At 72.4% G+C, this 23,302-nt stretch carries 22 protein-coding genes; 11 read left to right on the plus strand and 11 right to left on the minus strand.

The features are described from left to right. The first annotated feature begins 52 nt into the window (after nt 1–52). The 3 genes from F4559_RS36410 (at nt 53) to F4559_RS18795 (ending at nt 2,906) form a co-directional block, all read left to right on the plus strand. The gene (locus F4559_RS36410; protein ID WP_184670435.1) at nt 53–1,147 is read left to right on the plus strand and encodes a sensor histidine kinase; all 1,095 of its coding nucleotides are present in this window, start codon (nt 53–55) and stop codon (nt 1,145–1,147) included. Further along, nucleotides 1,144–1,863 (plus strand): response regulator, encoded by a 720-nt coding sequence (locus tag F4559_RS18790; RefSeq protein ID WP_184670437.1) that lies wholly within the window; start codon nt 1,144–1,146, stop codon nt 1,861–1,863. The genes F4559_RS36410 and F4559_RS18790 overlap by 4 nt, the downstream gene beginning before the upstream one ends. Nucleotides 1,864–1,961: 98 nt before the next feature. Next, nucleotides 1,962–2,906 carry an XRE family transcriptional regulator gene (locus F4559_RS18795; protein ID WP_184670439.1) on the plus strand — a complete coding sequence of 315 codons (945 nt, stop codon included), beginning with the start codon at nt 1,962–1,964 and terminating at the stop codon, nt 2,904–2,906. On the opposite strand, the gene F4559_RS18800 is transcribed toward F4559_RS18795, so the two are convergent. Next, entirely contained in the window at nt 2,852–3,613 is a 762-nt protein-coding gene (locus tag F4559_RS18800; protein WP_184670441.1) for a hypothetical protein, read from the minus strand. The two genes, F4559_RS18795 and F4559_RS18800, sit on opposite strands and share 55 nt — an antisense overlap. A gap of 4 nt (nt 3,614–3,617) precedes the next feature. After that, entirely contained in the window at nt 3,618–4,286 is a 669-nt protein-coding gene (locus tag F4559_RS18805; RefSeq protein WP_184670443.1) for a papain-like cysteine protease family protein, read from the minus strand. Between the two features lie 238 nt (nt 4,287–4,524). On the opposite strand from F4559_RS18805, the gene F4559_RS18810 reads away from it, so the two are divergent. From F4559_RS18810 to F4559_RS18825, 5 genes are all read left to right on the plus strand, one after another. Then, nucleotides 4,525–5,337 (plus strand): class I SAM-dependent methyltransferase, encoded by an 813-nt coding sequence (locus F4559_RS18810; protein ID WP_312865720.1) that lies wholly within the window; start codon nt 4,525–4,527, stop codon nt 5,335–5,337. A 362-nt stretch (nt 5,338–5,699) separates the two neighbouring features. Further along, on the plus strand, nt 5,700–6,005 hold the full coding sequence (locus F4559_RS36415; RefSeq protein ID WP_312865721.1) for a helix-turn-helix transcriptional regulator: 306 nt from the start codon (nt 5,700–5,702) through the stop codon (nt 6,003–6,005). Continuing rightward, on the plus strand, nt 5,951–6,511 hold the full coding sequence (locus F4559_RS18815; protein ID WP_184670445.1) for a hypothetical protein: 561 nt from the start codon (nt 5,951–5,953) through the stop codon (nt 6,509–6,511). Before F4559_RS36415 ends, F4559_RS18815 begins: the two co-directional genes overlap by 55 nt. 373 nt (nt 6,512–6,884) lie before the next feature. Then, nucleotides 6,885–7,532: a DddA-like double-stranded DNA deaminase toxin gene (locus F4559_RS36420; RefSeq protein ID WP_184670447.1), complete on the plus strand. Its 648-nt coding sequence runs from the start codon at nt 6,885–6,887 to the stop codon at nt 7,530–7,532. Continuing rightward, on the plus strand, nt 7,526–7,939 hold the full coding sequence (locus tag F4559_RS18825; protein ID WP_184670448.1) for an Imm1 family immunity protein: 414 nt from the start codon (nt 7,526–7,528) through the stop codon (nt 7,937–7,939). Before F4559_RS36420 ends, F4559_RS18825 begins: the two co-directional genes overlap by 7 nt. 18 nt (nt 7,940–7,957) lie before the next feature. Here F4559_RS18825 and F4559_RS18830 read toward each other — a convergent pair. From F4559_RS18830 to F4559_RS18845, 4 genes are all read right to left on the minus strand, one after another. After that, a protein-coding gene (locus tag F4559_RS18830; RefSeq protein ID WP_312866002.1) for an IS5 family transposase occupies nt 7,958–8,835 on the minus strand; the annotation gives its coding sequence in 2 pieces (ribosomal slippage) (nt 7,958–8,451 and nt 8,451–8,835; 879 coding nt in all). A gap of 146 nt (nt 8,836–8,981) precedes the next feature. Continuing rightward, a complete protein-coding gene (locus F4559_RS18835; protein WP_184670450.1) occupies nt 8,982–10,052 on the minus strand; it encodes an exonuclease domain-containing protein in 1,071 nt (356 codons plus the stop codon). 43 nt (nt 10,053–10,095) lie between these two features. Continuing rightward, nucleotides 10,096–10,647, minus strand: a complete 552-nt coding sequence (locus F4559_RS18840; RefSeq protein WP_184670452.1) for a hypothetical protein — start codon at nt 10,645–10,647, stop codon at nt 10,096–10,098. Beyond that, nucleotides 10,647–11,219, minus strand: a complete 573-nt coding sequence (locus F4559_RS18845) for a TetR/AcrR family transcriptional regulator (protein WP_184670454.1) — start codon at nt 11,217–11,219, stop codon at nt 10,647–10,649. The genes F4559_RS18840 and F4559_RS18845 overlap by 1 nt, the downstream gene beginning before the upstream one ends. Before the next feature lie 84 nt (nt 11,220–11,303). Between F4559_RS18845 and F4559_RS18850 the strand changes: the two genes are divergently transcribed. Together F4559_RS18850 and F4559_RS18855 are read left to right on the plus strand one after the other, a co-directional pair. Then, nucleotides 11,304–12,404, plus strand: coding sequence for a hypothetical protein (locus F4559_RS18850; protein WP_184670456.1), 1,101 nt, complete (start codon nt 11,304–11,306; stop codon nt 12,402–12,404). Nucleotides 12,405–12,453: 49 nt separating this feature from the next. Continuing rightward, nucleotides 12,454–14,985, plus strand: a complete 2,532-nt coding sequence (locus F4559_RS18855) for a tetratricopeptide repeat protein (protein WP_184670458.1) — start codon at nt 12,454–12,456, stop codon at nt 14,983–14,985. A 15-nt stretch (nt 14,986–15,000) separates the two neighbouring features. Here the strand turns inward: F4559_RS18855 and F4559_RS18860 are convergent, their stop codons facing one another. Then, nucleotides 15,001–15,366 carry a hypothetical protein gene (locus F4559_RS18860; protein WP_184670460.1) on the minus strand — a complete coding sequence of 122 codons (366 nt, stop codon included), beginning with the start codon at nt 15,364–15,366 and terminating at the stop codon, nt 15,001–15,003. A gap of 87 nt (nt 15,367–15,453) precedes the next feature. Between F4559_RS18860 and F4559_RS18865 the strand changes: the two genes are divergently transcribed. Then, nucleotides 15,454–17,493 (plus strand): caspase, EACC1-associated type, encoded by a 2,040-nt coding sequence (locus F4559_RS18865; protein WP_184670462.1) that lies wholly within the window; start codon nt 15,454–15,456, stop codon nt 17,491–17,493. Here F4559_RS18865 and F4559_RS18870 read toward each other — a convergent pair. The 4 genes from F4559_RS18870 to F4559_RS18885 are packed head-to-tail and all read right to left on the minus strand — an operon-like array spanning nt 17,441 to nt 23,031. Continuing rightward, complete coding sequence (locus F4559_RS18870; protein ID WP_184670464.1) at nt 17,441–18,013, minus strand: GNAT family N-acetyltransferase; 573 nt, start codon at nt 18,011–18,013, stop codon at nt 17,441–17,443. The two genes, F4559_RS18865 and F4559_RS18870, sit on opposite strands and share 53 nt — an antisense overlap. Nucleotides 18,014–18,029: 16 nt before the next feature. Further along, nucleotides 18,030–18,992: a hypothetical protein gene (locus F4559_RS18875; protein ID WP_184670467.1), complete on the minus strand. Its 963-nt coding sequence runs from the start codon at nt 18,990–18,992 to the stop codon at nt 18,030–18,032. Then, the gene (locus F4559_RS18880; RefSeq protein ID WP_184670469.1) at nt 18,989–20,164 is read right to left on the minus strand and encodes a hypothetical protein; all 1,176 of its coding nucleotides are present in this window, start codon (nt 20,162–20,164) and stop codon (nt 18,989–18,991) included. The genes F4559_RS18875 and F4559_RS18880 overlap by 4 nt, the downstream gene beginning before the upstream one ends. Continuing rightward, nucleotides 20,161–23,031, minus strand: coding sequence for an acetate and sugar kinases/Hsc70/actin family protein (locus tag F4559_RS18885; RefSeq protein WP_184670471.1), 2,871 nt, complete (start codon nt 23,029–23,031; stop codon nt 20,161–20,163). The genes F4559_RS18880 and F4559_RS18885 overlap by 4 nt, the downstream gene beginning before the upstream one ends. Between the last annotated feature and the right edge of the window lie 271 nt (nt 23,032–23,302).

The raw sequence follows: 23,302 nt of genomic DNA on the forward strand, positions 1-23,302 counted from the left end.
ATCGTTCTTTCGTAAGGCGACACGGCCTCGGAACCGCGACTACCGTCGGCCGGTGCGATTCCACTCGACCCTGGTGGACGTGTCCCTCGCGGGCGCGTTCGCCGCGCTGACCATCACGACGCTCGTCACCCGGGGCGTGACCGATCCGAAGGCGTACGTCCTCGCCGCGCTCGCCTCGTTGCCCTTGGCGCTGCGGCAACGCGCGCCCGTGCTGACCATGTGCGTGACGGTCGCCGCGTCGATGGCATTCGCGCTGGATACGGAGGGCCGGTTCCCGGACTGGGGCATCGCCATCCTGGTGTCGCTGTTCACCGTCGCCACGCTGCGCCCGCGTTGGGTCGCCGCGGCCATGTTCACGCTCGCGACGCTGTCGACGGCCCTGATGTTCCTGTACCTGAGGGCGGTCCTGGTCGTACCCGAGGTGCTCCAGTCGAGCATGGTCCTGCTCGGCGCGTGGGCGTTGGGCGAGAGCACGCGTCGCTGGGGGCTGCGGATGGAGTCGTTGGCCGAACGGGCGGCGCGGGCCGCCGACGACGAGCGCGGGCGCATCGCCCGCGAGCTGCACGACGTGGTCGCGCACCACATGTCCGTGGTGTCGCTCCAGGCCGGTGTCGCGCGGTACGTGCTGGACAGCGACCCGGACACCGCCCGGACCGCGATCACGACCGTCGCCGACACCAGCCGCGAGGCGCTGTCCGAACTGCGCCGCCTGCTGGTCGTGCTGCGCATCGACGACCGGGGCGAGCTCGCGCCCCAGCCCGGCCTCGCCGACCTGGACCGCCTGGTCGACCGCACCCGGCAGGCCGGGGTGCCGGTGGCGGTCGAGGTGCTCGGCACGGCCCGCACGCTGCCGCCGGGCCAGGACCTGTGCGCGTACCGGGTGACGCAGGAGGCGTTGACCAACGTGCTCAAGCACGGCGGGCGGGCGACCGCGCGGATCACGCTGGACTACCGCCGCGACGGCGTCCTCACGCTGCACGTCGTCAACGACGGTTCGCCGCCGCCACCACCGCCGCCCGGCCATACGCCGCACGGCATCCAGGGCATGCGCGAACGGGCCGGACTGTACGGTGGCGTCGTGGAGGCGGGACCGGTCGAGGGCGGGTTCGGCGTGGTGCTGCGGCTGCCGACGGAGGGTTCCGGGTGACCACACGCGTGCTGATCGCCGACGACCAGGCGCTGATCCGGGCCGGGCTCGTCGCGTTGATCACCGCCACGCCGGGGTTCGCCGTGGTCGGCGAGGCGGCCGACGGGCAGGAGGCCGTCGCGCTCGCCGAGGCGACCCGGCCGGACGTGATCCTCATGGACATCCGGATGCCCGTGCTGGACGGCATCGCGGCCACGAGGCGGATCCTGGCCGCCGCGGCGGACCCGGTGCCGCGCGTGATCGTGCTGACCACGTTCGACCTGCCCGAGTACGTCTACACGGCGTTGGGCGAGGGCGCGTCGGGGTTCCTGCTCAAGGACACGCCGCCGGAGCGGATCGTCTCGGCGGTGCGCGCGATCGCGGCGGGCGACGTCCTGCTGGCGCCGACGATCACCCGGCGCCTGGTCGAGACCTACGCCGAGCACCACCGCGCCGCGGCGACCGCCCGGCACCGACTGTCGGACCTGACCGCGCGCGAGACCGAGATCCTGCGACTGGTGGGCAACGGGTCGAGCAACCAGGAGATCGCCCGGGGCCTGGTGCTCAGCGAGGCCACGGTCAAGACGCACGTGAAGCGGCTGATGGCGAAACTGGCGCTCAGCAGCCGCGCGCAGGCCGTCGTCGTGGCGTACGAGTCGGGCCTGATCACACCTCGGACGTCCACAGTGGACGAAGTCCCGCCGGACGGCGGACCGCGTGCCTACTTTGGTAGGTAGGCCGGCTGCCCTGGTCGTGCATACAGTGCGAACGTCGGTGATCATGCGCGACGCAGGACCTTTCCACGCCGCGACGACGAGACACCGTGAGGTGACCCATGCGGCACGAGACCCCGGTCCTCGCGGGTGACCTGGCACAGGCGTTGCGCTACGGGCCGTTCGACCGGGCGCTGGCGGCGGCCATCCGGCGGCGCGGCCTGTCGCTGGGCCGACTGCGGGCACACCTGCGCGCGCACGGCGTGACGATCGCCCAGTCGACCCTGAGCTACTGGCAACGCGGGCTGCGCCATCCGGCCGTGCCGCGTGCGCTGGACGCCGTCCGGGCGTTGGAACGCGTGCTCGGACTGCCCGAGGACAGCCTGGTGGTGCTGGTCGGACCGCACCAGCGCGTGGTCCTGCCCGAGCAGCGGGTGCCGTCCATCCCGGAGCTGAGCCGGAGCTGGACGCGCACCGGCGAACTGCTCGCCGAGTTCGACGGCGTGTCCGGCAGCCCGTGCAACGCCGACCTCGACGTGGTGACCGTGTTCGACGACGTGCGGCTCACGGCGGCGGGCGAGACCGCGGAGATCACCTCGGTGATGGCGGTGCGGGCCCGCCGGTCGGGGCCGGACGGCTTCGTGGTGACGCACCAGAGCGAGCCCGGCGCCGACATCGACTCGGCCCGGCTGCGCGCCGGCGACGGGTGCCGGCTCGGCCGGGTACGGCGTCGGCGGTCGTCGGCGGGCATGGTGTTCGAGCTGCTCTTCGACCGTAAACTCGCCGAGGGCGACGTGCACGTCTTCGCGTTCACGCTGGTGTGCACGACGCCGGTCCGCGCGCCGACGTACTACCGGGTGGTGCGCGGCCGGATGCAGGCGTACCTGATCCGGCTGCACTTCGACCCGGACCGGCTGCCCGTGCGCTGCACGCGGGTACAGCGCGCCCGTGAGGGCGTCGAGCCGACGGTCAGCGAACCCCTGCTGTGCGGGCCGAGCGGGTTCGCGTGCGCCTACTTCGAGAGCCTGGCGCCGTCGCTGGTCGGCGTGGACTTCCTCTGGGAGTGACGCCGGGACCGGCCGAACACCAGCACGAACACGAGCAGCACCACGCAGCCCGCGACGAGCAGGCCGACGGTGGACGGTCCGCGCTCCGCCTCGGTGGTGGGAGCGGCCTCCGGGAGGTGGGCACGATAGCGGGCGCGGACCTGCTTGCCGTACTCGTCGAGCGACACCGACTGCCCGACCTCGGACTGCGGGAAGCTGGCCCGCAGCAGCGTGACGCCGGTCGCGGTGAGCGCGTACCAGCCGTTGATCTGGGGTTCGTTGAGCAGCACCGAGCCGGGCGCGAGGTCGCGGCTCAGGGTCTCCTCGTCGTCGCCGGAGAAGACGCTGCCGACCGTCCAGGCGTTGTCGGCGCCCTCGGGCGAGGCCCGCAGCGTGGCCCGCACCCCGGTGTCGGCCGTCGCGGTGACGGCGATGTACTGCACGATCCCCACCGGCGCGTCGGGCACGTCCCGAACGAAGTCCGGGTTCAGCATGTACACGGCCACGCCGCGGTCGGCGATCGTCACCGCGGCCGGTTCGGCGCCGGCGACCTGCCGGAAGTTCGTCCGCGCGTAGCTCATCGCGGCCGGGGTCCGCGCGGCGGCCAGCGCCGCGTCGAAGTCGGACTGCGAAGGCGGTTTCACCGTCTCGCCCGCCCACGCGGGGACGCAGGACAACACCGTCAAGGCGACGGCCAGGGCGAACGCGGACAACTTCCGGCAGGTCACGGACTCAGCCCTTCCTGATGTTCACGATGGTGTCGTTCCACCGGAAGCGGCTGTTGCTGCGGTACTGGGTGTAGTTCCAGGTCTGGTACCGCTGGTAGGTCGGCCACGGGTCGCCGACCTGGATCGACTGGTTGGTGGAGTCGTAGCCGTAGATGACCTCGGCGTGCCCGCCGCCGGCGGTCCAGTAGATGCCGGTCAGGTGCGGGATGCCCGCGTCGATCTGCTGGGTGATCGAGGCGAAGCTGATCGGGCCGCGGGCGTCCTGGGAGCTGAAGCCGGTGCCCCGGAAGCCGCGCACGATCTCCGGGATCTGGGCGGCCTGGTTCGGGCAGGAGGCGCCCGAACCGCCCTTGCCCGCCGAGCAGAACTGCTGCTGGCTGACGGTGACGCCGAGCGTCTTCTCGATGCTCGCGCCGGTCGCCGCCCAGCACCACTGGTTCTGCTGCTGCACCTGCTGGACGTAGTTGAGCGACTTGAACGCGGCGGGCGCGCTCAACGCCGCCACGGCCGGGGTGATCTCCCGGACCTGGGTGTGCTCTTCGGTCTTGACCAGGCCATGCGGCAGGTAGGCGTTGCCCGGCGCGGCCTGTGCGGGCAGGACCGCGGTGCCGAGGAACAGGGCGGCGACGGCGGCCACGCCGGGCACGCCGCGTCGGAGGAATGTCCGATCCACGAGTGTTCTCCTTGCAGGGTGGAGACGAAGTCGTGCGGACCGGCAAGAGCCGGCCCGGCACCACCGTGCGCGCCGGGGCGGATCGGGGACAACGGCCGACCGGCGGCGCTGTGACCGTTCACGGTGGTCCACCGCCGTCCACGGCCTGGACGTGCCCGTGGCCGGGTCGCGGGTGAGAACGTTCACCGACCGTTCACGCCTTGTGATCGGACGATCGCGTTCTGGTATAGGTGGACCGGTGTCGGACGAGCGGCGGATGGCCGCCAACGAACGCAACTGGAACGCCCGCACCCCGATCCACGCCGCCAGCGCGTACTACGCGCGGGACCCGGAGTCCTGGTTCGCGCCGTTCGAGTGGGCCGACCTGGGCGACGTGGCGGGCCTGGACGTGGTGCAGCTCCAGTGCCACCTCGGCACCGAGACGCAGGCGTTCGCCCGACGCGGCGCGCGGACCAGCGGGCTGGACCTGGCCGGTGCCGCGATCGCGGAGGCCCGGCGGCTGGCGGCGGAGGCGGGCGTGGTCGTCGACTACCGGCACGGCAACGTGTACGACGCGGTGTCGGTGCTGGGCGGCGGGCGGTTCGACGTGGTGTACACGTCGAAGGGCGCGTTGTGCTACCTGCCCGATCTGGCCCGGTGGGCGCGGGTCGTGGCGGATCTGGTGCGGCCGGGCGGGTTCGCCTACGTCGTCGACTTCCACCCCGTGCTGTGGTCGTTGGGCCTGAACCCGGAACCGGACGAGGCGCTGCTGGTGCGCTACGACCACCTGGAGGGGCGGGGCGCGGTCGAGCGGGACTTCGTCCGCACCTACACCGACGGCCCGCCGCTGCCCTCGGACCGGACGCACTACGAGTGGTCGCACGGCCTGGGCGAGCTGGTGACGTCGTTGGCGCGGGCCGGCTTGCGGGTCGACCTGGTGCGCGAGACCGACCTGCTGCCGTGGCCGCGCTGGTCGCGCATGGTGCGCCAGGAGTCCGGCTGGTACGCGTTGCCGCCGGACGAACCCCGGATTCCGCTGGTCTACGCGGTGAAGGCGACGAAACCGGAGTGACGCCAGGGCACCGGACCTCGTAGCGGCACTCGACGGCTTGCCCGTACAGCGGGAACCGTGAAGTCGGAGGGCGTCTTTCCGGAAACCGTTCCCGGGCGAACCTCGCAGGGGAGGTGCGCCACGGCGCCATGCCTTCGGGCCACCGGCGAAACGGGCCGGCATCCGTGAAGTCGGACCCCCTCCTCGGTACCGACACTCGCGGTGAGTACCGACCGGCGGACGGTCCCGCAGCCGGCAGACCGACATCGAAAGGGCTGCGAACAAGAGGGCCGCAAAGAAGTTTCGTGGGCCGTCTCGCAAGGGAAAGGGAGGTGAGTATGTCGGATGCAAAGCGTGAGGCGTTCGCTGCTTGACGTGAGGCGATGGGGTTCACCCAGGAGAGCCTCGCGCAGGCCGTCGGCGTGGAGTTCTCGACCGTCGGACGGCGGGAACGTGGTGCCCTCACACCTCACGCCTGGCGACGCTCCCGGATAGCACGGGTACTGAAGGTGAACCTTGAACAGTTGGACGTGTTGCTCGGTCACGAGTTGTCCGACGCCTCACGAGCGGAGCCTTCGCTCCCGCCCTGCCCAGAACCCGGTTTTCGCGGCAGGCTCGTGGTATCCCGCAAGACATGGACCGTCGAGAGTTGCTCAAAACCGCGCTCGGTACCGGTGCCGGTGCCGTAGTGGCGTGTGTGATGCCGGACGTCGGGGGCACGCCTGGCCTGCCGGAGTTGATCAGCGGCCCCACCGCCCACTACAGGCGGATGGAGTCGACGGTGTCCTCGGCGGATCTGTTCCCGGTGGTGCGGGCACACCTCTGTCCGGTGACTACGTTGGTGCGGACACGGATGGACAACCACGCGGGCCACGCCGCGCTGGATGCGGGCGGCACGATCGAGGTCGTCGTCCCCGCCGCCGGCTACCGTGACGCGTTGCCTCCGGAACACCACCGGGACTACGACACGCTGTTGGCCCGCGCCACGACGGTGACCAGACTGGACCACCATGCTTCGGACCCGACCGCGCACATGGACGCTTCGCTGCGGATGCTCGATCAGGCCGACGCCCTACTCGCGGTGTGGGACGGGCAACCCGCACGCGGGTACGGCGGCACGGCCGATGTCGTCAGAGCCGCCTTCACCCGCGACATCCCCGTCACGGTCGTCTGGCCCACTGGTTCCACGCGGTAGGACTCAGTCAGGACAAGGTCTTGGCGGACGAAGAAACTGCCCTCGACGGAGTGGATCGCCGACGCATGGAACAACGATGATCTGCCGGAGTGGACGCGACCACACCTCTACCCCCGCGGATGGCTGTCGGGACACGCGGCGACGGGGCAATCCCCAAGTACACAGTCCCATGAGTGCGGAACGACTGGATCTGTCAGTGCTGCCGGCGGAGCGGCGCCGGTTTCCGGCGGCGGCGGGCCTGCGGTTGACCGGACGGGCGTTGGCGCGGCGAGATCCAGGTGGCGTCGCGATGGCGGATGGGCAGAGGTCCGGAAGTCCCGCCGGATTCGCGGGCCGGCCGGGCGTCGACCCGCTCATGGATTGATCTACGGGTGTGGCATCGACAAGGGACGTCGGAGACAAGCTCCGGCAGGTCGTCGACAAAGCCGACGAGATACTGGCCGCGCTGCTGGTGGCAGGTGACCTGGCGGGTGAGGCCGCCACGACGATCGAGATCGCCGGTGCCGGCAGCGGCGAGGCCGACGTGGTGATCGCCTCGGCGACCTTCCGCGAAGTCGAGCACGACGCGAGCCGGACGCTCACTCACGCCGTGGACGACGCGGTGCGGGCGGTCAACAGGATCATCGATACCTTGGGCACGACGGCCCCCGCTCTGCCGGGGCCTGGCGAGGGAACCTCTGTGTCTTCCGCAAGGCCGTCTGAGGAGCAGCGCGTCGAGGCGCTTCGCGGGGAGTTGCCTCCATCTGTCGAGCGCCTCACCGGCGCCAAGACGCATGGTCGGTGGTTCAAGAGGCGAGGCACGTTCTACGTGACGACGCACGTGGAGATGAAGGTGGCTGCCCGGATGCGCACAAAGGGCATACGGCACGCGACTTTGATTGCCAATAACACGCCGTGCGACAACATTTGGGGCTGTGAGAACCTTGTCGGCATCGTGCTGCCTGCCGGCAGCTCGTTGACCGTATTCGGCCCGAACGGCTACGAACGAACCTTCACCGGAGGAAAGAAGCCACCGTGGTGACGTTGCAGGCCATCTTCGACCGGGAGACCGCCGGGAACCCGGCGATCATCCGCACCCAGGACGAACTCGACGCCGTGATCGAGCGCGTGCGCACGCTCTCGACCGGCCACCCGTGTCCGGCGATCGTGGAGATCACCGATGCCGACGATCCCTGGAACCGGCCGTTCGTCAACGCCGGGATCGGCGAGCATCGTGGCTTCGTGCAGGAGAACTGGGAGCCTCCGCGGGCGACCCTGGGCGATCCGGGCGTTGAAGGCGTCGTGGTCTACGACATCCAGGGAAGCCGTGCCGAGATCCCAGCAGACCAGGAGGTCTCGCTGGACGTGGTCCGCGAAGTCCTTGCCGCGCACCTGTCAGGGGGAGGTCGTGCACCTGACGACTTCCCGCTTCTCCGCGTCGTCGATTAGGGCCTGTGTCGAAGTCGGTCAGAGCCATTCGTTGATCGCGGCGATGTGGACGGTGGCTTCGTAGCGCACAGCGAGCTTGTCGTAGCGGGTGGCCACGGCGCGGTGGCGTTTGAGCCGGTCGATGCCGCATTCCACGGCGTGGCGCTGCTTGTAGGTCTCGGGGTCGAAGGCCGGTGGCCGGCCGCCCTTCGACCCCTTGGCCTTGCGGTTCGCGTCCTGGTCGGCCTTGCTCGGGATGATCGCCCTGATCCCGCGTCGGCGCAGGTGTGCCCGGTTGGCCCTGGAGCTGTACGCCTTGTCCGCCAGTACCCGGTCAGGACGAGTACGGGCCCGACCTCCGGCCGGCCGGGGCACGCGGATGCCGCGCAGCACAGGGATGAACTGCGGGCTGTCACCACGCTGTCCGGCGGTCAGCACGATCGACAGCGGCTTCCGGCCCTGCTCACAGCCCAGATGCAGTTTCGTGGTCAGCCCGCCGCGCGAGCGGCCCAGCGCGTGGTCGTCGGGCTCGGTGACGACCCCGCCCGGCGGCTCGGCCTGCAGATCCCCCTTTTGCGCGCACCCGCGGCATGCTGATGTGCCCGCGCGATCGTGGAGTCCACGCCGACATCCCAGGTGATTCGCCCGCCCTCGTCGGCCAGGGCCTGCAGCGCGGTCAGGACCCGCTGCCAGACCCCGGCCCGCTGCCGGCGTCGGAACAGCGCGTATGTCGCCGCCCATGATCCATACGCCGCCGGCACGTCCCGCCATGGCGCACCGGTGCGCACCCGCCACCGGATCCCCTCGATCAACCGCCGCCTGCTCCACAACGACGGCCGACCCGAACGCGACGGCACGGGCAGCAACGGTTCCAGCGCCGCCCACTGCGCGTCGGTCAGGTCGAACCGCCCCGCCACCGCCAGGGTGTCCACGAGGTCTCCGGTGTTCAGGTTCTTCTTGGCCGACGAACCCTCTACCGGAGACCTCGCTCATTCTTGATCACCGACACACCCGACAGCGTCGATACCGGGCCAAGTCAGCACAGCCGACTTCGATACACGCCCTAGTCGCGCGGGTATTCGGCCTCGTAGCGGCGTTTCAGCTCGGCGGCACGGGCCGGGTCGCAGGTTCGGCCCGGGGCCTCCGGGTCGCAGCCCAGGCGCAGCAGGCGGGCGCGGATGGCGGTCGGGCTGCGGGCGAAGTGGGTGGCCAGGGTCTTGCGGGCGGTTTCCGGGGTCTCGGCCGGGTCGGTGGCCAGCCAGGACTCGCGCAGTTCCGCCTCCAGCGCGGGCGTCCACGGGGCATTCGCGTTGGCCGGGCCCGAGCGGCGTGGTGGGCGGACCGGACCCAGGTCGGGCGTCAGCGGCCAGTGCCGACCCGCCTCGCGGATGCGGTCCACCCGCGCGCGCCACTCCTCGGTCTGCTCGGACTCGCCGCTGCGCGCCAGACGATCGGTCAGCTTGCGTTCCAGCCGTAAGGCGTACTCCTCCTCGTGCGCACGGTGCCAGGCCGCTTGCCGGTCGTGCAGTTCGGCCAACGTCAGGAAGCCGATCTCCGACGCGTGGACGCGCGCGAGCTTCCACGCCACCCGCGCGGCGGCCAACGCGTCGCCGTCGCTGGTGTGCGCCCCTTCGAGCCGCACTCCGTAGTGCGCGCACACGTCCGACAACCGGCGGCGGTCGGTGAAGTCCCGCACCGGACGCAGGTGGCGGTCAACGCACAGCGGGTCCAGAACCGGACCGGTCAGGGCCAGCGGCCGGTCGAGGTGGCGGGACGACTCCGCGTCGAGCATCGTCAGGTCGAACACCGCGTTGAACACGCATAACGCCACGTCCGGCCGCCACACGGCCGCAAGGTGGTCGACGACCTCGGCGACCACCTCGGCCGCCGGCCGCCCCTGCGCACGGGCGTGTTCGGTGCTGATGCCGTGGATGGCCGTGGCGTCGGGCGGGATCTCGACGCCGGGATCGGCCAGCCACGTGCGGGTGCGCACCGAGGGCGGGCCGTCACCGCGCGGCGTGATGGTCACGACGGACGCGGTGACGATGCGGTCCCGGTGCGGGTCGGTGGCGGTGGTCTCCAGGTCGAAAGCGACCAGGGGACCCTCTCCCCATGACCCCGTGGAGTCGTTCATGGACCCAAGGTAGCGGGCGGGTACGACAGTTCCGCTTGACCGCTCAGGCCGGCACTCGTCCGGCGCAACGGATCCTCCACAGCAGCCGCGCCCCCAGGGCCGCGACCAACGTCGCCACGGCCAACCCGTACGACACCGACTTGACCGCGTTCGCGGCACCCGCAATCCCGGCCACGAAGTCGAGCCGCTGCGGATACGCCGAGACCAGACCCGTGATCGCCAGGTCCTCCACCAGGTTCAAAGCAACGCCCGCCAAGGGGAACGCCGACAGCACACCACGCAACGTCCGCGTGGTCCGCAAACCCTTGAGCGCCAAGCGGGTCCCCAGTACGAGCACCGCCGTCATCGACGCGATCAACGGCAGGTCCAGCAGCAGGATCAGCAGGTGGTCATCACGTCCCGAAGGTCCATACGCGGCCAGCCACGTGTACGCGGTGTCCGCCGAGTACCCGGCCGCGCCGGAGGACGTGAGATCACGCCCGCCGCCGATGTTGAGGATGCCGACGCCGTACGCGTCGTAAAACGTGGAAGTCGCCGCTCTCATGGCGACCAGCGAACCGGCCAGGGCGGCGACAGCGAGGAGAAGACGGCGCATCAGGAACTCCGGGTGACAGCGGACAGGGCGGCGTCGCGGAGCACGGCGTCGTGCCGGGTGTCCACGAGGTCGAGGGCGGGACTGAGGGTGGCGACGATCAACGGCCGCAGCAGGCAGCCGAAGAAGATCGCGGCGAGCAGGTTGGGCGCACCGGCGCGGACGACGCCCGCGCGCTGACCGCGCCGGATCACGTCCTCGACGATCTCCAGCGGGAACCGCGTCCCCGGCGGCAACGACAACGGGACCGAAGCCGTGTTGAGCAGCGTGAACGTGAACGCCTCGGGCTGTCGCCGGTACGCGGCCAGCACCTCGTCCACGACCGCGCCCAACTGCGAAACGGGATCGACGCCGTCGCCCGCGATCGCCTCCAGGGCCGCCGAGTACCGGCCGAGGTGGTCGGCGTACAGCTCGTGGGCGATCGCCTCCTTGCCCGGGTAGTGCCGGTACAGCGCGGATTCGGCCACGCCCGCGCGCACGGCGATGTGCTTGACGCGGGTGGCGTCGTAGCCGAGTTCGGCGAAGCAGCCCAGCGCGGCGGCCAGGATGCCCTCCTTCTGACTGGGGCGGCCCATCGGACTCCGTTCAAAGTGAATGTTCACTATCATTCAAGCCGGATCTCGCTCGCGCAAGCCGCGCCCGCACGACATCATCGGCACATGCCCGTCTCGATCCTCGTCGACTTCGTCTACTGCCATCCGGTCGGTCACGCCGTCGAGGCCCTGCACCGCGTCCACGGCTACCGCGTGGCCAATCCGGACGCCCGCATCGGACTGGTCCTCAACGCCCACACCCCGGTCGAACTCACTCGCCTGGCACCGTTCGTGGACGAGACCTACGCCGTGCCGGTCGACGTGTTCACGCCCGCCGACCACACCGCCGCGCTGGCCGCGATCCCCCGCGACTGGGACCACGTCCAGGACGACCTGCGGTCCCGACTGCCCGATCAGATGGCCCTGTTCCCCGGCCTCGACTCCTACTACAGGGCGGCACGCGAGTACTTCTCGGACAGTGCGCTCGGCGTGGCCGGGTACGGCCCCTTGCCGTACGCGCGCGGTACACAGTGGACACTCGACCTGCCCGCACCGCCGCGTGCCGACCACCCCAGGATCGCCCTGCTGCCCGGCGGCAGCGCACCACGCGAGCTGTACCCGTCGGTGCGCTCGTGGCGGCTGGTCGTGACGGCGTTGCTGGACCGGTTCCCCGACGCCGAGTTCGTGCTGATGGGCAAACTGCGCGCGGACGACCGCACCGCGACGACGTTCACCCGCGCCGAACTCGACGAGATCGCCGCCGCCGCACCGCGCGTGACCGACGCCGTCGACCGGCCTTTCCTCGACCAGCTCGCCGGGATCCGCGCCTGCGACGTGCTGGTGTCACCGCACTCCGGGTTCGGCATGGCCGCGCTGGCGGCGGGCACGCCCTGGCTGGTGCTCAGCGGCAACCGCTGGCCCGAGTACTTCTTCAACGGCGTGCCGTTCCACAGCGTGCTGCCCGACGTGGACCGCTTCCCGGCCTTCACCATGGCGGGCCCCGACCCGGACCCGGTGGACGACGACGGCCCGCGCTCGCCGAGCATGTCGTTCCGGCGGATCGAGGCCGACCTGCCCGAGATCGTGGAGTACACGGCGAAGCTCGTCGCGGGCGAGGTCGACTACGAGGACGCCCTGCGCCGCCAGGTCCAGGGCATGCTCCGCGTGCGCGGCGGGCACGCCGAAGCGCTGTGGACGCTCGACGACCTGCACCTCGACCACCTGTAATCCGCACGATTGCGTTGCCGTCCGGGCACATCCGGTATCGGGTGTGCCGGTGGAAGCCGGGAGTGTCAATCAGTTCGCGGTCGCCGGGATCGCCTACCAGTCCGGACGGGACATGATCGTCCACGAGGCCCCGCGGGTCGCCTGGCCGGTGCGGGTCGGCGCGCCGCCCCCGGCCGCCCGGCACCACCGGGACCGCGACGTCGTGCTCGAACCCGGCCGGGACGTGGTGCTGACCGGGCTCGGCGGCGTCGGCAAGACCCAGGTGGCCGCGCGGTTCGCCGCGTCGGTGTGGACGGATTCCTCGGTCGACCTGGCCGTGTGGGTGACGGCGGTGTCGCGGGACGCCGTGGTGACCGCGTTCGCCGAAGCCGCGCGGCGGGTGTCGTGCTGCCGTGACGACTGCCCGCCGGACGACGCGGCCGAGGCGTTCCGGGCGTGGCTGGTGAGCTGCGGGCTGCGGTGGGTCGTGGTGCTCGACGACGTGCGCGATCCCCACGACCTGCGGGGACTCCGGCCGCCCTCGTCGGGGTGGACGGTGATCACCACCCGCCGTCGGGACCGGGCGCTCGGCCAGGCCATCGTGGAACTGGACGTGTTCTCCGTCGAGGAAGCCGTGGCCTACCTGGCATCCGCGTTGCCCTCGCACGCGCACGAGGAGTTGGCAGGGCTCGCCGAGGACCTGGGCCGCCTGCCGCTGGCGTTGGCGCACGCCGCCGCGTTCATCGCCGACAAGCCGCTGCTGTCGGTGGCGGGCTACCGGAAACGGCTCGCCGACCGCTGCCGCACGCTCGCCGACGTGATGCCCTCGGGGACCGAGCCCGTCGACGACCGGGTCGGCGCCGTGGCCGCCACCTGGTCGTTGTCGATCGACCTCGCCGACGGGCTCCCGCCGCGCGGCCTGGCCCGGCCGGTGCTGGACCTGGCGAGCCTGCTCGACCCGGCGGGCGTGCCGGTGTCGGTGTTCGAGCAGGCGACCGGCCTGGAGGTCGACGACGTGCACGACGCGCTGGCCTGCCTGCACCGGTTGAGCCTGGTGACGCTCGACCCCGACCGACCCGCACGGGCGGTGGCCGTGCATGCGTTGGTGCAGCGGGCCGTCCGCGACACGTTCACACCGGCGAAGACCAGCGAACTCGCCCACGTGGCCGCGCGGGCGCTGACCGACCTCTGGCCCGCCACCTTCGACCCCGAGTCCGCGCAGGCGTTCCGCTCGGCCGCACTCGCGCTGCACGCCAACACCACGCCCGCGTTGCGCGAGCCGGACCTGCACGTGGTGCTGTTCCTCGTCGGCCGGTCGCTGGCCGATGCCGGGCAGTCGGCCGCCGCCGTCACCTACTTCCGCGCGCTGCACGCCGAGGCGGACACCCACCTCGGCGCCGACCACAGGGACACCCTCACCGCGCGGCACAACCTCGCGGCGGCGTTGGGCGAGCTGGGCCGGCCGGCGGAGGCGGTCGCCGAGTACGAGAGGCTGCTGGCCGACCGGCTGCGGGTACTGGGCCCGGACCACCCCGACGTATTGCCCACGCGCAACAACCTCGCGCTCTGGCGGGGCGAGTCCGGCGACGCGGCGGGTGCCGCGGACGAGTTCGCGGCCATGATCGCCGACAGCACCCGCATCCTGGGGCCGCACCACTCCGGCACCCTGACCGCGCGGCACAACCTCGCCTACTGGCGCGGCGAGGCGGGCGAGCACACCGGCGCGATAGCGGAGTTCCGGGCGCTGCTGGCCGACCAGGTCGCCCTGCTGGGCCCCGACCACCCGGACTGCCTGACCACCCGGCACAACATCGCCACCTGGCTGGACTGGGTCGGCGACTCGGCGCAGGCGATCGCCGAGTACGAGGCGCTGGCCGCCGACCAGTGCCGCGTCCTCGGCGCGAACCACCCGGACCTCCTGCTGAACCGCCACAACCTGGCGGCGGCGCGGGTCGTGCTCGGTGGGGCGGCGGACGTCCTGGGGCAGTTCGAGGCGCTCGCGGCCGACTGCCTGGAGGCGCTCGGCGCGGACCACCCCCTCACGCTCACCGTGCACGGAGGGCTCGCGAACTGCCGAGGCCACGCCGGTGACCACGAGGGCGCCGCACGCCTGTTCGCCGAATCGGCCGCCGACCGGACCCGCGTGCTCGGTGCCGACCACCCGAGCACGCTCGTCAGCCGCAGCAACTCGGCGTACTGGCGGGGCAAGTCCGGTGACGCGGCGGGCGCGTCGACCGCGTACGAGGCCCTGCTCCCCGACTGCCTGCGGCTCCTGGGACCCGACCATCACCACACCTTGTCCGTGCGGCACAACGTGGCGCGGTGGCGGGGTGAGGCCGGTGACGCGTCAGGCGCGCTGGCGGGCTTCACGACGCTGCTGCCCGACCGCGTGCGCGTGCTCGGCCCGGACCACCCGCAGACCCTGACCAACCGGCACGAGATCGCGCGGTGGACGGACGCGTCCGGGGACGTCCCGGGTGCGGTGGCCCTGCTGGAAACCCTGCTGGCCGACCGGAACCGCGTGCTGGGACCGGACCACCCGGACACCGCGCTGACCCTGCGCGACCTCGACCGCCTCGACGGCCCGGCCCCGGCTCCCTGACCGGTGCCCCGCCCGTCAGCGACCGGCCCGGACCACCGACAGGGACGCGGCGGCCGGCCAGTCCTCGGGCGGCTCGCCGTAGTGGATCAGTTCCAGGTAGGACAGGGCCCCGTCGTCCAGGAACAGGATCACCTCCAAGGGCAGCCCGTCCGCATCGGGCTCGGTACGGGCCTCGGTGGGTGCGAGCCTGCCCCGGTAGGGCGAGCGCGGCACGTCGTCGGGCACCGAGAGGTCCACCGAGGGACAGCCGCAGCCGCACCTGCCGGTCACCGCGGCGACGGCCACCTGCGCCCGCAGTTCGGCGGCGCCGGGGAACTCCTTCGACAGCAACAGGTCCAGCACGGCCTTCTCGGTCGCCGTGAGCGGTCGGCTCTCGTCCATGGCGCGATACTGCCACGGACGGCCGCCCGGCGTGGCGGAATCCGTTGTCGCACAACCGTTATGCACGGCCGGCACAATCCTCCGGTCATGCGGACGGCATTGCTGATCGCCACGGACACCTACACCGACCCGACGTTCGGCGCGCTGCGCGCACCCGCACTCGACGCCGGGGAACTGGACGGGGTACTGGCCCACCCGGACATCGGCGACTTCACCACCGAGGTGCTGGTCAACGCTTCCGCGCAGGACGTCCGCGAACGCGTCGACGCGGTGTTCGGCCGGGCCGACCGCGACGACCTCGTCCTGCTCTACCTGTCGGGCCACGGGGTCAAGGACCGCTCGGGCGGCCTGTACTTCGCCGCACCCGACACCCGCCACGACCTGCTCGCGTCGACCTCGATCCCGGCCGCGTTCGTGCGTGGGGTGATCGACCGCAGCAAGGCCCGGAAGGTGGTCGTGTGGTTGGACTGCTGCTACGGCGGCGCGTTCCCCACCGGCATGTCCCCGCGCGCGGCCGGGCAGGTCGACGTGCTCGACCAACTCGACGACGGCCGCGGCTGCGTGATCATGACCTCGGCCACGCACGTCCAGTACGCCTACGAACCCGACGGCTCGGTCCGCGACGAGACCGGACCGTCGGTGTTCACCCGGGCCATCGTGGAGGGGCTGCGGACCGGCGCGGCGGACCTGGACGGCGACGGCGAGGTCAGCACCGCGGACCTGTACGCGTACGTGTACGAACGGCTGCGCCGGGAAAGCCCCGACCAGACCCCGACCACCAGCGGCATGATCGCGGGCGACCTGCGGATCGCGCACGTCGGCGTCCGACTACCCGCCGGGCTGCCCGACGAGTTGCGCCGCCTGGTCCGCAGCACCGACCCGGAGTTCCGCGCGCTGGGCTTACGTCTGCTCGCCGAACGCGCCGACACCGGGGACGACGTCGCCGCCCGCACGCTGGACCTGCTGAAGGGAGACGACACCCCGACCCCCGCGCGGGAATCGGATCACTTGAAGCGATGCGCAATGCTCTGGAGCAACGCCGCAGGTGTGGCGTTCAGCCCGGATTCCTCCCTGTTCGCCGCCTCGGGGATCGTGTGGGACACCGTGGCTTGGCAAGAAGTCCACAGCATTCGCGGGCTGAACCCAGGCGAGGCCGCATTCAGCCCGGACGGGACGCTGCTCGCACAGGGACTCCGCCTGGGACCTGCCCTGTACTCCACCACCTCCTGGACCCTCAAGACCCGCGCCCGGAGCACGAAGTCGTGGCCCGACCGCAGCGGACGGCTGTCGTTCGGCCACGACGGACGACTTATCGTCCAATGGGCGCCTGGGCACAAGCCCGTCCTCTGGGTATCGGCCGGGAATCGATGGCAGGAACGGCCGCTGCCGGTGGACCACCTGAGGTCGCTGCATCTGAGTCGCTCCACGCCTCTGCTGGTGACGCTCGCGGTCGACGGCGTCGTCGAGGTCTTCGACACGACCACCCGCCGCCCGACGGGTGGTCCGTCGGTCCCGGAGCCCGCCGCGACGGCAGTGGCGATCAGCCCGGACGGCCGACTGCTCGCCGTCGCCGACGACCAACGGACGGAGCTGCGCCGGACTTCCGACCGGCAGGTGGTGACCACGCTGCCCCGAGGGGTGACGGACTGGCGCGGGCTCGCGTTCGCCCCGGACGGCCGACTGCTCGCGACCGTCGACCTCGACGGTGTCCGGCTGTGGAGCGTGCCCTCGGGCAATCCGGTCCAGTCGCTGCACACGGAACTCACACACATCGAGTTCAGTCCGGACGGTCGTTTCCTCGCGGGCATCGCGGGCAACGGCCAGGTGTGGCTGTGGTCGGTCGACCCGCGTGACCTCGCCACCCTCCCGGAGCGCAGGGCATGTCCGCCGACCACACGTGAACGCAGGGCACGACTCCGGCACATCGACAAGATCGCGGGCCGGACGCGGGTCGCCACGGGAGCGGCGGGCCTGTCGGGCACCGTCGCGGTGCTGGATGCCTGGTTCTCCGTCACCGCACTGGTGCTCGCGTCGATCGGCTTGCTCACTCTGGTCCTGGCCGTCCCCGAAGCCGTCAGATGGACGTTGGCACAGGATCTGCGACCGGGCGGTCGAAGCGGTAGATGACGTGGTCGCGGTCGTCGATCGGGTTGTCCGGTTCGAGTTCGCCCTCGGCGACGCGGGTGAAGCCGGCCTTCTCCAACGCCCGCCACGACGCGCGGTTGGCCGCCGACACCGGGACCACGACGGCCGGCGCCGCCGGGTGACTCGTCCACGTCTCGTCGACCACCGCGCGGATCACGCGTGCGCCCAGTCCCTTGCCGGTCAGCGACACCTCGCCGATCAGGTAGTCGACGCTCACCGTCTCGGGGTGGACGGCGAGGATCGGGGCCAGTTCCTCGATGTACTCCGGGTAGTCGCCGTAGCGGCTGCGCTGCACCAGACCGACCGGAGCGCCCGAAAGGGACACCAGCAGGTCCTCCGACGGCTCCTCGCCGCGTGCCGCCGGGCCGAAGTCCCGCGCCACCGCCTCGGGTGTCGTCTCGTGGTGCCACCAGCGGGCCACGTGCGGGCTCAGGAGCCAGTCGCGCAGCAGGGGGAAATCGGCCTCGGTCAGCCGCCGCCAGGTCACTTCGCCCTCGACCATGCCGGGACGGTACCGCTCACCCCGCCCGCGGCGCTCCCGTATTGATCGGATGCCCGTGGCGCAGCACCGGCACGTGGCCGGCCAACGCCGCCGACAGGACGTCCGTCCGACGCCGCAGGGTCTTGCGGAGTTCCTCGACCCGGGCGTACCCGGCCACGGCCGCGCTCACCGCGGACTCCAGTTCCCGGCGACGCCCGCGCCGGTGCCGCCCGAGCCCGGCCAGTTCGTCCTGGCGAACCTCGACCGCCGCGGCCAACGCCCGGAGTTCGGCACCACACCGCGATTCCTCCTGGGCCAGGTGGTATCCGGCCGTGAACACGACGGCCTGGTCCAAGCCGTGCGGGTGGACGCGGGCCGGGTCGACCCGGGCCTCGCGCGCGGCGCCGAACCAGCCGACCTGCACCGGGCACACCATCGCGGTCACGTCCTCGTCGCGCACGACCGGCAGCAGACCCGGCACGGCCTCGACGACCTCGGCGAGCCGCTCCTCGTGCGACACGCCCGCCGCGTCGGCCGCGCCGACGATCAGATCGGTCTTGGAGATCAGCACGACGACCGGGAACGCGGGCCTGCCGACGCCGCGGCGGACGTCGAGCGCGCGGCGCACCAACGCGGTCATGTACTCGAACAGGCCGTCCGGGGGCCCGGCGGCCAGGAGCCCGCCGTCCAGCACCAGGTGGACGGCGTCGGACGCGGCCACCCGCGCCACCGCCGCCGGGTCCGCCGGGTCCGCCGGGGAGACCTCGGCACACCGCAGCACGGCCACGACCTCGTCCCCGTCGCGGAGCACGAGGTCGTGGACCGGTGCGCCCTCCCGGGGCAGCAGGCCGTGCGCGGTCAGCGCCCGCCAGGCCGCGTGCGGCCCGCCGCCCGGGTCGGAGGTGGACAGCCGACCGTCCGACCACGCCGACATCGCGGCCATCAGCGTGGTCCGGCCCGACCCGGGCGGGCCGAGCACGGTCACGCCGATCGTGGTCATCGGTCGTCCCGCACGTAGACGACCCGGCCGGGGTACTCCTCCTCCCCCGCCCGCAGGTACACGCGCAGGCACGCCAGGATCTGGCTCGGCGGCCGGCCCGGTACCGGGCAGGAGAGGTTGTTGCGGCCGATCCACGGCCGCTGCGCGTCGTAGGGTCCGGGCGGCACGACCCGCACCTCCACGTCCTCGCCGCGTTCGCGCAACGCGGCGGCGGCCTCGGCGACGAGCGCGCGCGACCGCCGGGCCAGCCGACCCCACCAGCTCTCGGGGTGTGCGGGCGGCACGTGCACGACCGAGCACAGCAGTTCGTCCACAAGGGACAGTTCACGCAGTTCGCGCACGGAACCCGGCGGCGCGGCGGCGAGGTAGCCCAGCCGGTTGGCCGCGTCGCGCTGGAAGTCGCGCAGGTTGGCCGGGTCGCCCAGGCTGTGGAAGTCCTGCCGCCGCCGGCTTTCCAGGGCGTGGTGCAGGCCGGGGTCCCGTTCGACCATCGTCAGCACCTGGCCGACGAGCGTGCGCAGCGTGGCGAACCGCTCCGGCAGCACGTCGGCCGCCCAGGGGTGCACGGCGGCGTCCGGCGACTCGCGCAGGCCCGTCACACCGGCCTCGGGCAACGGGTCCACGAGCGACTCGTCGCCGCCGGCCACCGCCTGCCACGCACCGGCGTCCCCGGTCCGCGACGAGCGCACCCGCTCGCGCCACGTCTCGGCGAGGTCGGGCGGCAGGCGCAGGAACGCCAGCCACAGCCGCACCCAGGCCTGCGCCTCGGTCGGCGCACCGGTCAACGCGTCGAGCGTGGTCGCGCCCAACCACGTGGCCACGTCGGGATCGGCCGCGAACTCTCCGACCGGCGGCCCGGCGGCGACCCTCTCGACCGGCCCACCGGACCCCGACGCACCCTGGCCCGGCCCGACCGCCTCCTGCCCACCGGGTCCGGATCCGACCGACCCCTGCCCGATGGCCCCCAGTCCACCGGGAGCCAGGCCACCGGGAGCCAGGCCACCGGAGCCCAGTCCGGCGAGCCGGTCCGCCGCCGCCACGACCGCCGGATCGGCGTGCCCGGCACTGCGCAACGCCGCGACCATGCCGGCCAGCGCGGCCCGGACCGTCACCGCGTCCGGACCGCCCAGCGCCGCCGACAGCAACTCCTCCACGCCCCGGTCCGCGCTCATTGGGCACCGGTGAACGGGTCGTCCTCGGCCCGGTAGTCGGGTTCGGCCGAGGTCATGACCAGCCGCAGCACCGAGCCCGGCGAGTCGAGCACCGCGTCGAGGTCGTCCGCGCGCCGGTAGGGCGGCGGCCCGGCGACGACATGCAGCACGCCGCGTTCGTCGAGCACCGCGTAGTGGCGCAGGCCGGGGGCGCACGGCGGCGCGGCGACCGTCACCGGGTGCGAGTCGGTGCCCGCGCCGTCGGAACGGTAGAACCGCCAGCCGTGCGCCTGGGGCGCGTCCAGCGGCCCGCCGACCCGGCCGCGCAACCGCTCGCCGCCGACCACGATCACCTGGTCGAGCGGTTCGTCGCGGCGGAACACCGGCTCGGTGCGCGAGTCGTCGAGGAATCCGCCGATCGCCGGGTCGGCCAGGACGTCGACGGGCACGGCGTCGAAGGGCGCGGTCAGGAACGGGATCGACTCGCGGTGCACGGGCAACTCGATGTCGGGCACGCCGCCCCGGCACACCAGCGCCCACATCTCCAGGCTCGCCGCCGCCTCGACCTGGACGAACAGGTCGTCCTCCTCGGCACGGTGCAGGACCCGCCGGTAGTACTCCTGGAGCCGCAGGTTCGTCCACTGCACGGACCGCTCGACGCCCTTGACCCGGTCGACCCGGAACGGGTTCTGGTACTGCACCCAGTCCGACCGCACCACGGGCTCGCCACCGGCCTCGGTGGGCAGCAGCTCGGAGTCCATGCCGAACAACGGGATCGCGGCCATCGACCCGGCCATGTTCGGCGGCACCACGAACGCGGCCCGCATCGACCGCAGCAGGTTGTCCACCTCGACGGTCAACCACGTGACGCCCTCGGCCAGCCGCTTGAGCACGTGCTCCTGGCCGCGCCGGTCGACCGTGGCGGCCCAGCACGCGCCGATCGACGCGGCATGCTTGGCGTACTCGTCGCCGTAGCCCAGGATCGGCGGCACGGGCTCGGTGCCCGTGCGCCGGTCGGCGAGCGCCCGCACGAGTTCGGAGCGGACCAGCGGCAGCAACGACCCGCGCCCGGTGAGCACGACCTGGTGCAGGGTGTCCCCCGCGAGCCGGGCGGCGACGAGGTCGGCGGCCGGTTCCAGGGACTGGCGCACCTCCGGGGCCACCAGGCGGGTGAAGTCCCGCTGCCGCAACAAGAACCGGGGCGCTTCGAGCGGACCGTCGGCCGAGGAGGAGTGCATCTCGCAGACCGCGTCGAACACGGTCCGCAGCGGGATCTCGTCGACCGCGACCGACTCGGCCGTGCCCAGGTCCTTCTTCACCCGTTCCGCCATCGTCCACAGCAGACCGAAGAGCTGTTCCCGTTCGGCCGCCGTGCCGGGCTTGCCCGGCGTGGTGTCACGCCACTCCGTGGACACGACGTGACCCGCCGCACGGGCCGACTCGCGCAGGTCGGCCAGGCTTTCCAGGGCGGAGGTCACCAGCTTGCCGGGCAGGTACCCGTCGTGGGCGTCGTAGTAGCGGCGGCCGAGCTGGTCGCGCACGGCCTCGGCCACGCCCGACCGGTGGGTGAGCAGGTGGTCGGCGAGCAGCACCTTGATCCACCGGAACACCTGGAGCGTGAGGAAGTCGCCGCCGCGCTGGCTCTCGCCCGTGGTACCCAGCAGGGTCGGCCGGAGCCGGAAGTACCGGCCGTAGTGCGGGGAATCGGCACCGGGCCGGGACCGGTCGGTCTCGTCGCGCAGGTCGAGCCGGATCAGCGCGACGTCCACGGTGCCGCCGCCCACGTCGACGATCAGCACGTTCTGCCGCCACGCCGTCGGCCGCCCGTCCGGCGTGAGTTTCTCGCCCGGCACCGGGTCGCAGCGGGACGCGAACGCCTCCACGGCCAGGTCCGTCCGGCCGCCCACCGACCGCAGCACGTAGAACATGGCCGCCGCCACCGCCTCGTCGAAGCGGGTGTCCGGCGCGAGGATGCCGACGTCGCGCAGCATGCGCCGCAACGTGTCCCGCACGGACAGCGACGCCATCGTGGGGTAGGTGACGACCGCGTCGACGAGTCGGCCGGGCACCAGCGCCAGCTCGGTCCGGAAGTTCTCCAGGTAGCGGTTCGTGCGGTAGACCAGGTCGCGCAGCGCGCCGGTCATCAGCTCGTCGTAGGCGGGGCCGTCCTCGGGACCGAACAGGCGCGGCGTGTGGCGGCCGAGCTGCTGCTTGAGGCCGCGGTAGGCGACCGGGTCGCGGGCCTCGGGCGGGTCGCCGAGCCGGAACCTGCGCTCGTCCGGGGCGCCGGTGTCCCAGACGACGCTGGGCAGTTCGTCGTGCGCACGGCCTTCGAGGTAGGCGCGGTAGTAGCGCAACGAGTCCAGCGGCGGCACGGCCAGCGCCCGCGCGTAGCAGTCCGCGAGCCGGGGCGTCAGGTACCGCCGGACGTCCCGCCCGCCACTCTCCCGGAACCGTTCGAGTTCGACGATCACGCGTTCCAGCACGGCCTGGTGGCCGTCCTTGTGGCGCAGCCGCCCGGCGGCGGACGTCCCGTCGGAGGCCGGGTCGAGGACCTCGGCGAGGTGTTCGTCGAACTTGCGCCACGCGACGGACAGCTCGGTGCCGGCGGGGTGGTCGTCGAGCAGGTCCGCGAACGCCTCGGCCAGGGTGCGGCGCTGGACCGGGGACAGGGACGGGTAGGTCGCCTCCTGCGGGTCCCAGACCGTGACGGTGGCCGTCGTCGTGCCGAGGTCGAACGCGGCCCGGCCACCGTACGCTTCGGTGTGGCGACGGGTCGCCTCGCCGGAATCGGCCGAGGTCTCCGGAAGCCGCCCCCGGTCGGTGGGCCGGGATGATCGCGGTGGTGGTGCCTGCGGCTGCCGCGTCGGCGATGGCCGCGGAGGCACGGTCGCCGACGGCCGGCCGGTCGGATCGTGCGGTACCCCGGCCGGCAGCGGCCGATCCGATGGCGGCCGGTCCGCCGGCATCGTCGGCGCGGCGCCCGGAGTGGTGTCCGGAGTGACCCGGTGGCTCGGCGACGACTGATTCGGCCGTGGCCGGACCGGTGCGGCGTCGGTCGACACCGGCCGACTCGGCGGCGGCCGGCCGGGCACCACCCGCCCCACCGGAACCGGACCCGACGGCGACCCGACCCGTGCACCCTCGCTCGAAGGCGAC

It is taken from the genome of Saccharothrix violaceirubra (assembly GCF_014203755.1).
In the GTDB taxonomy this organism is placed as follows: Bacteria; Actinomycetota; Actinomycetes; order Mycobacteriales; family Pseudonocardiaceae; genus Actinosynnema; species Actinosynnema violaceirubrum.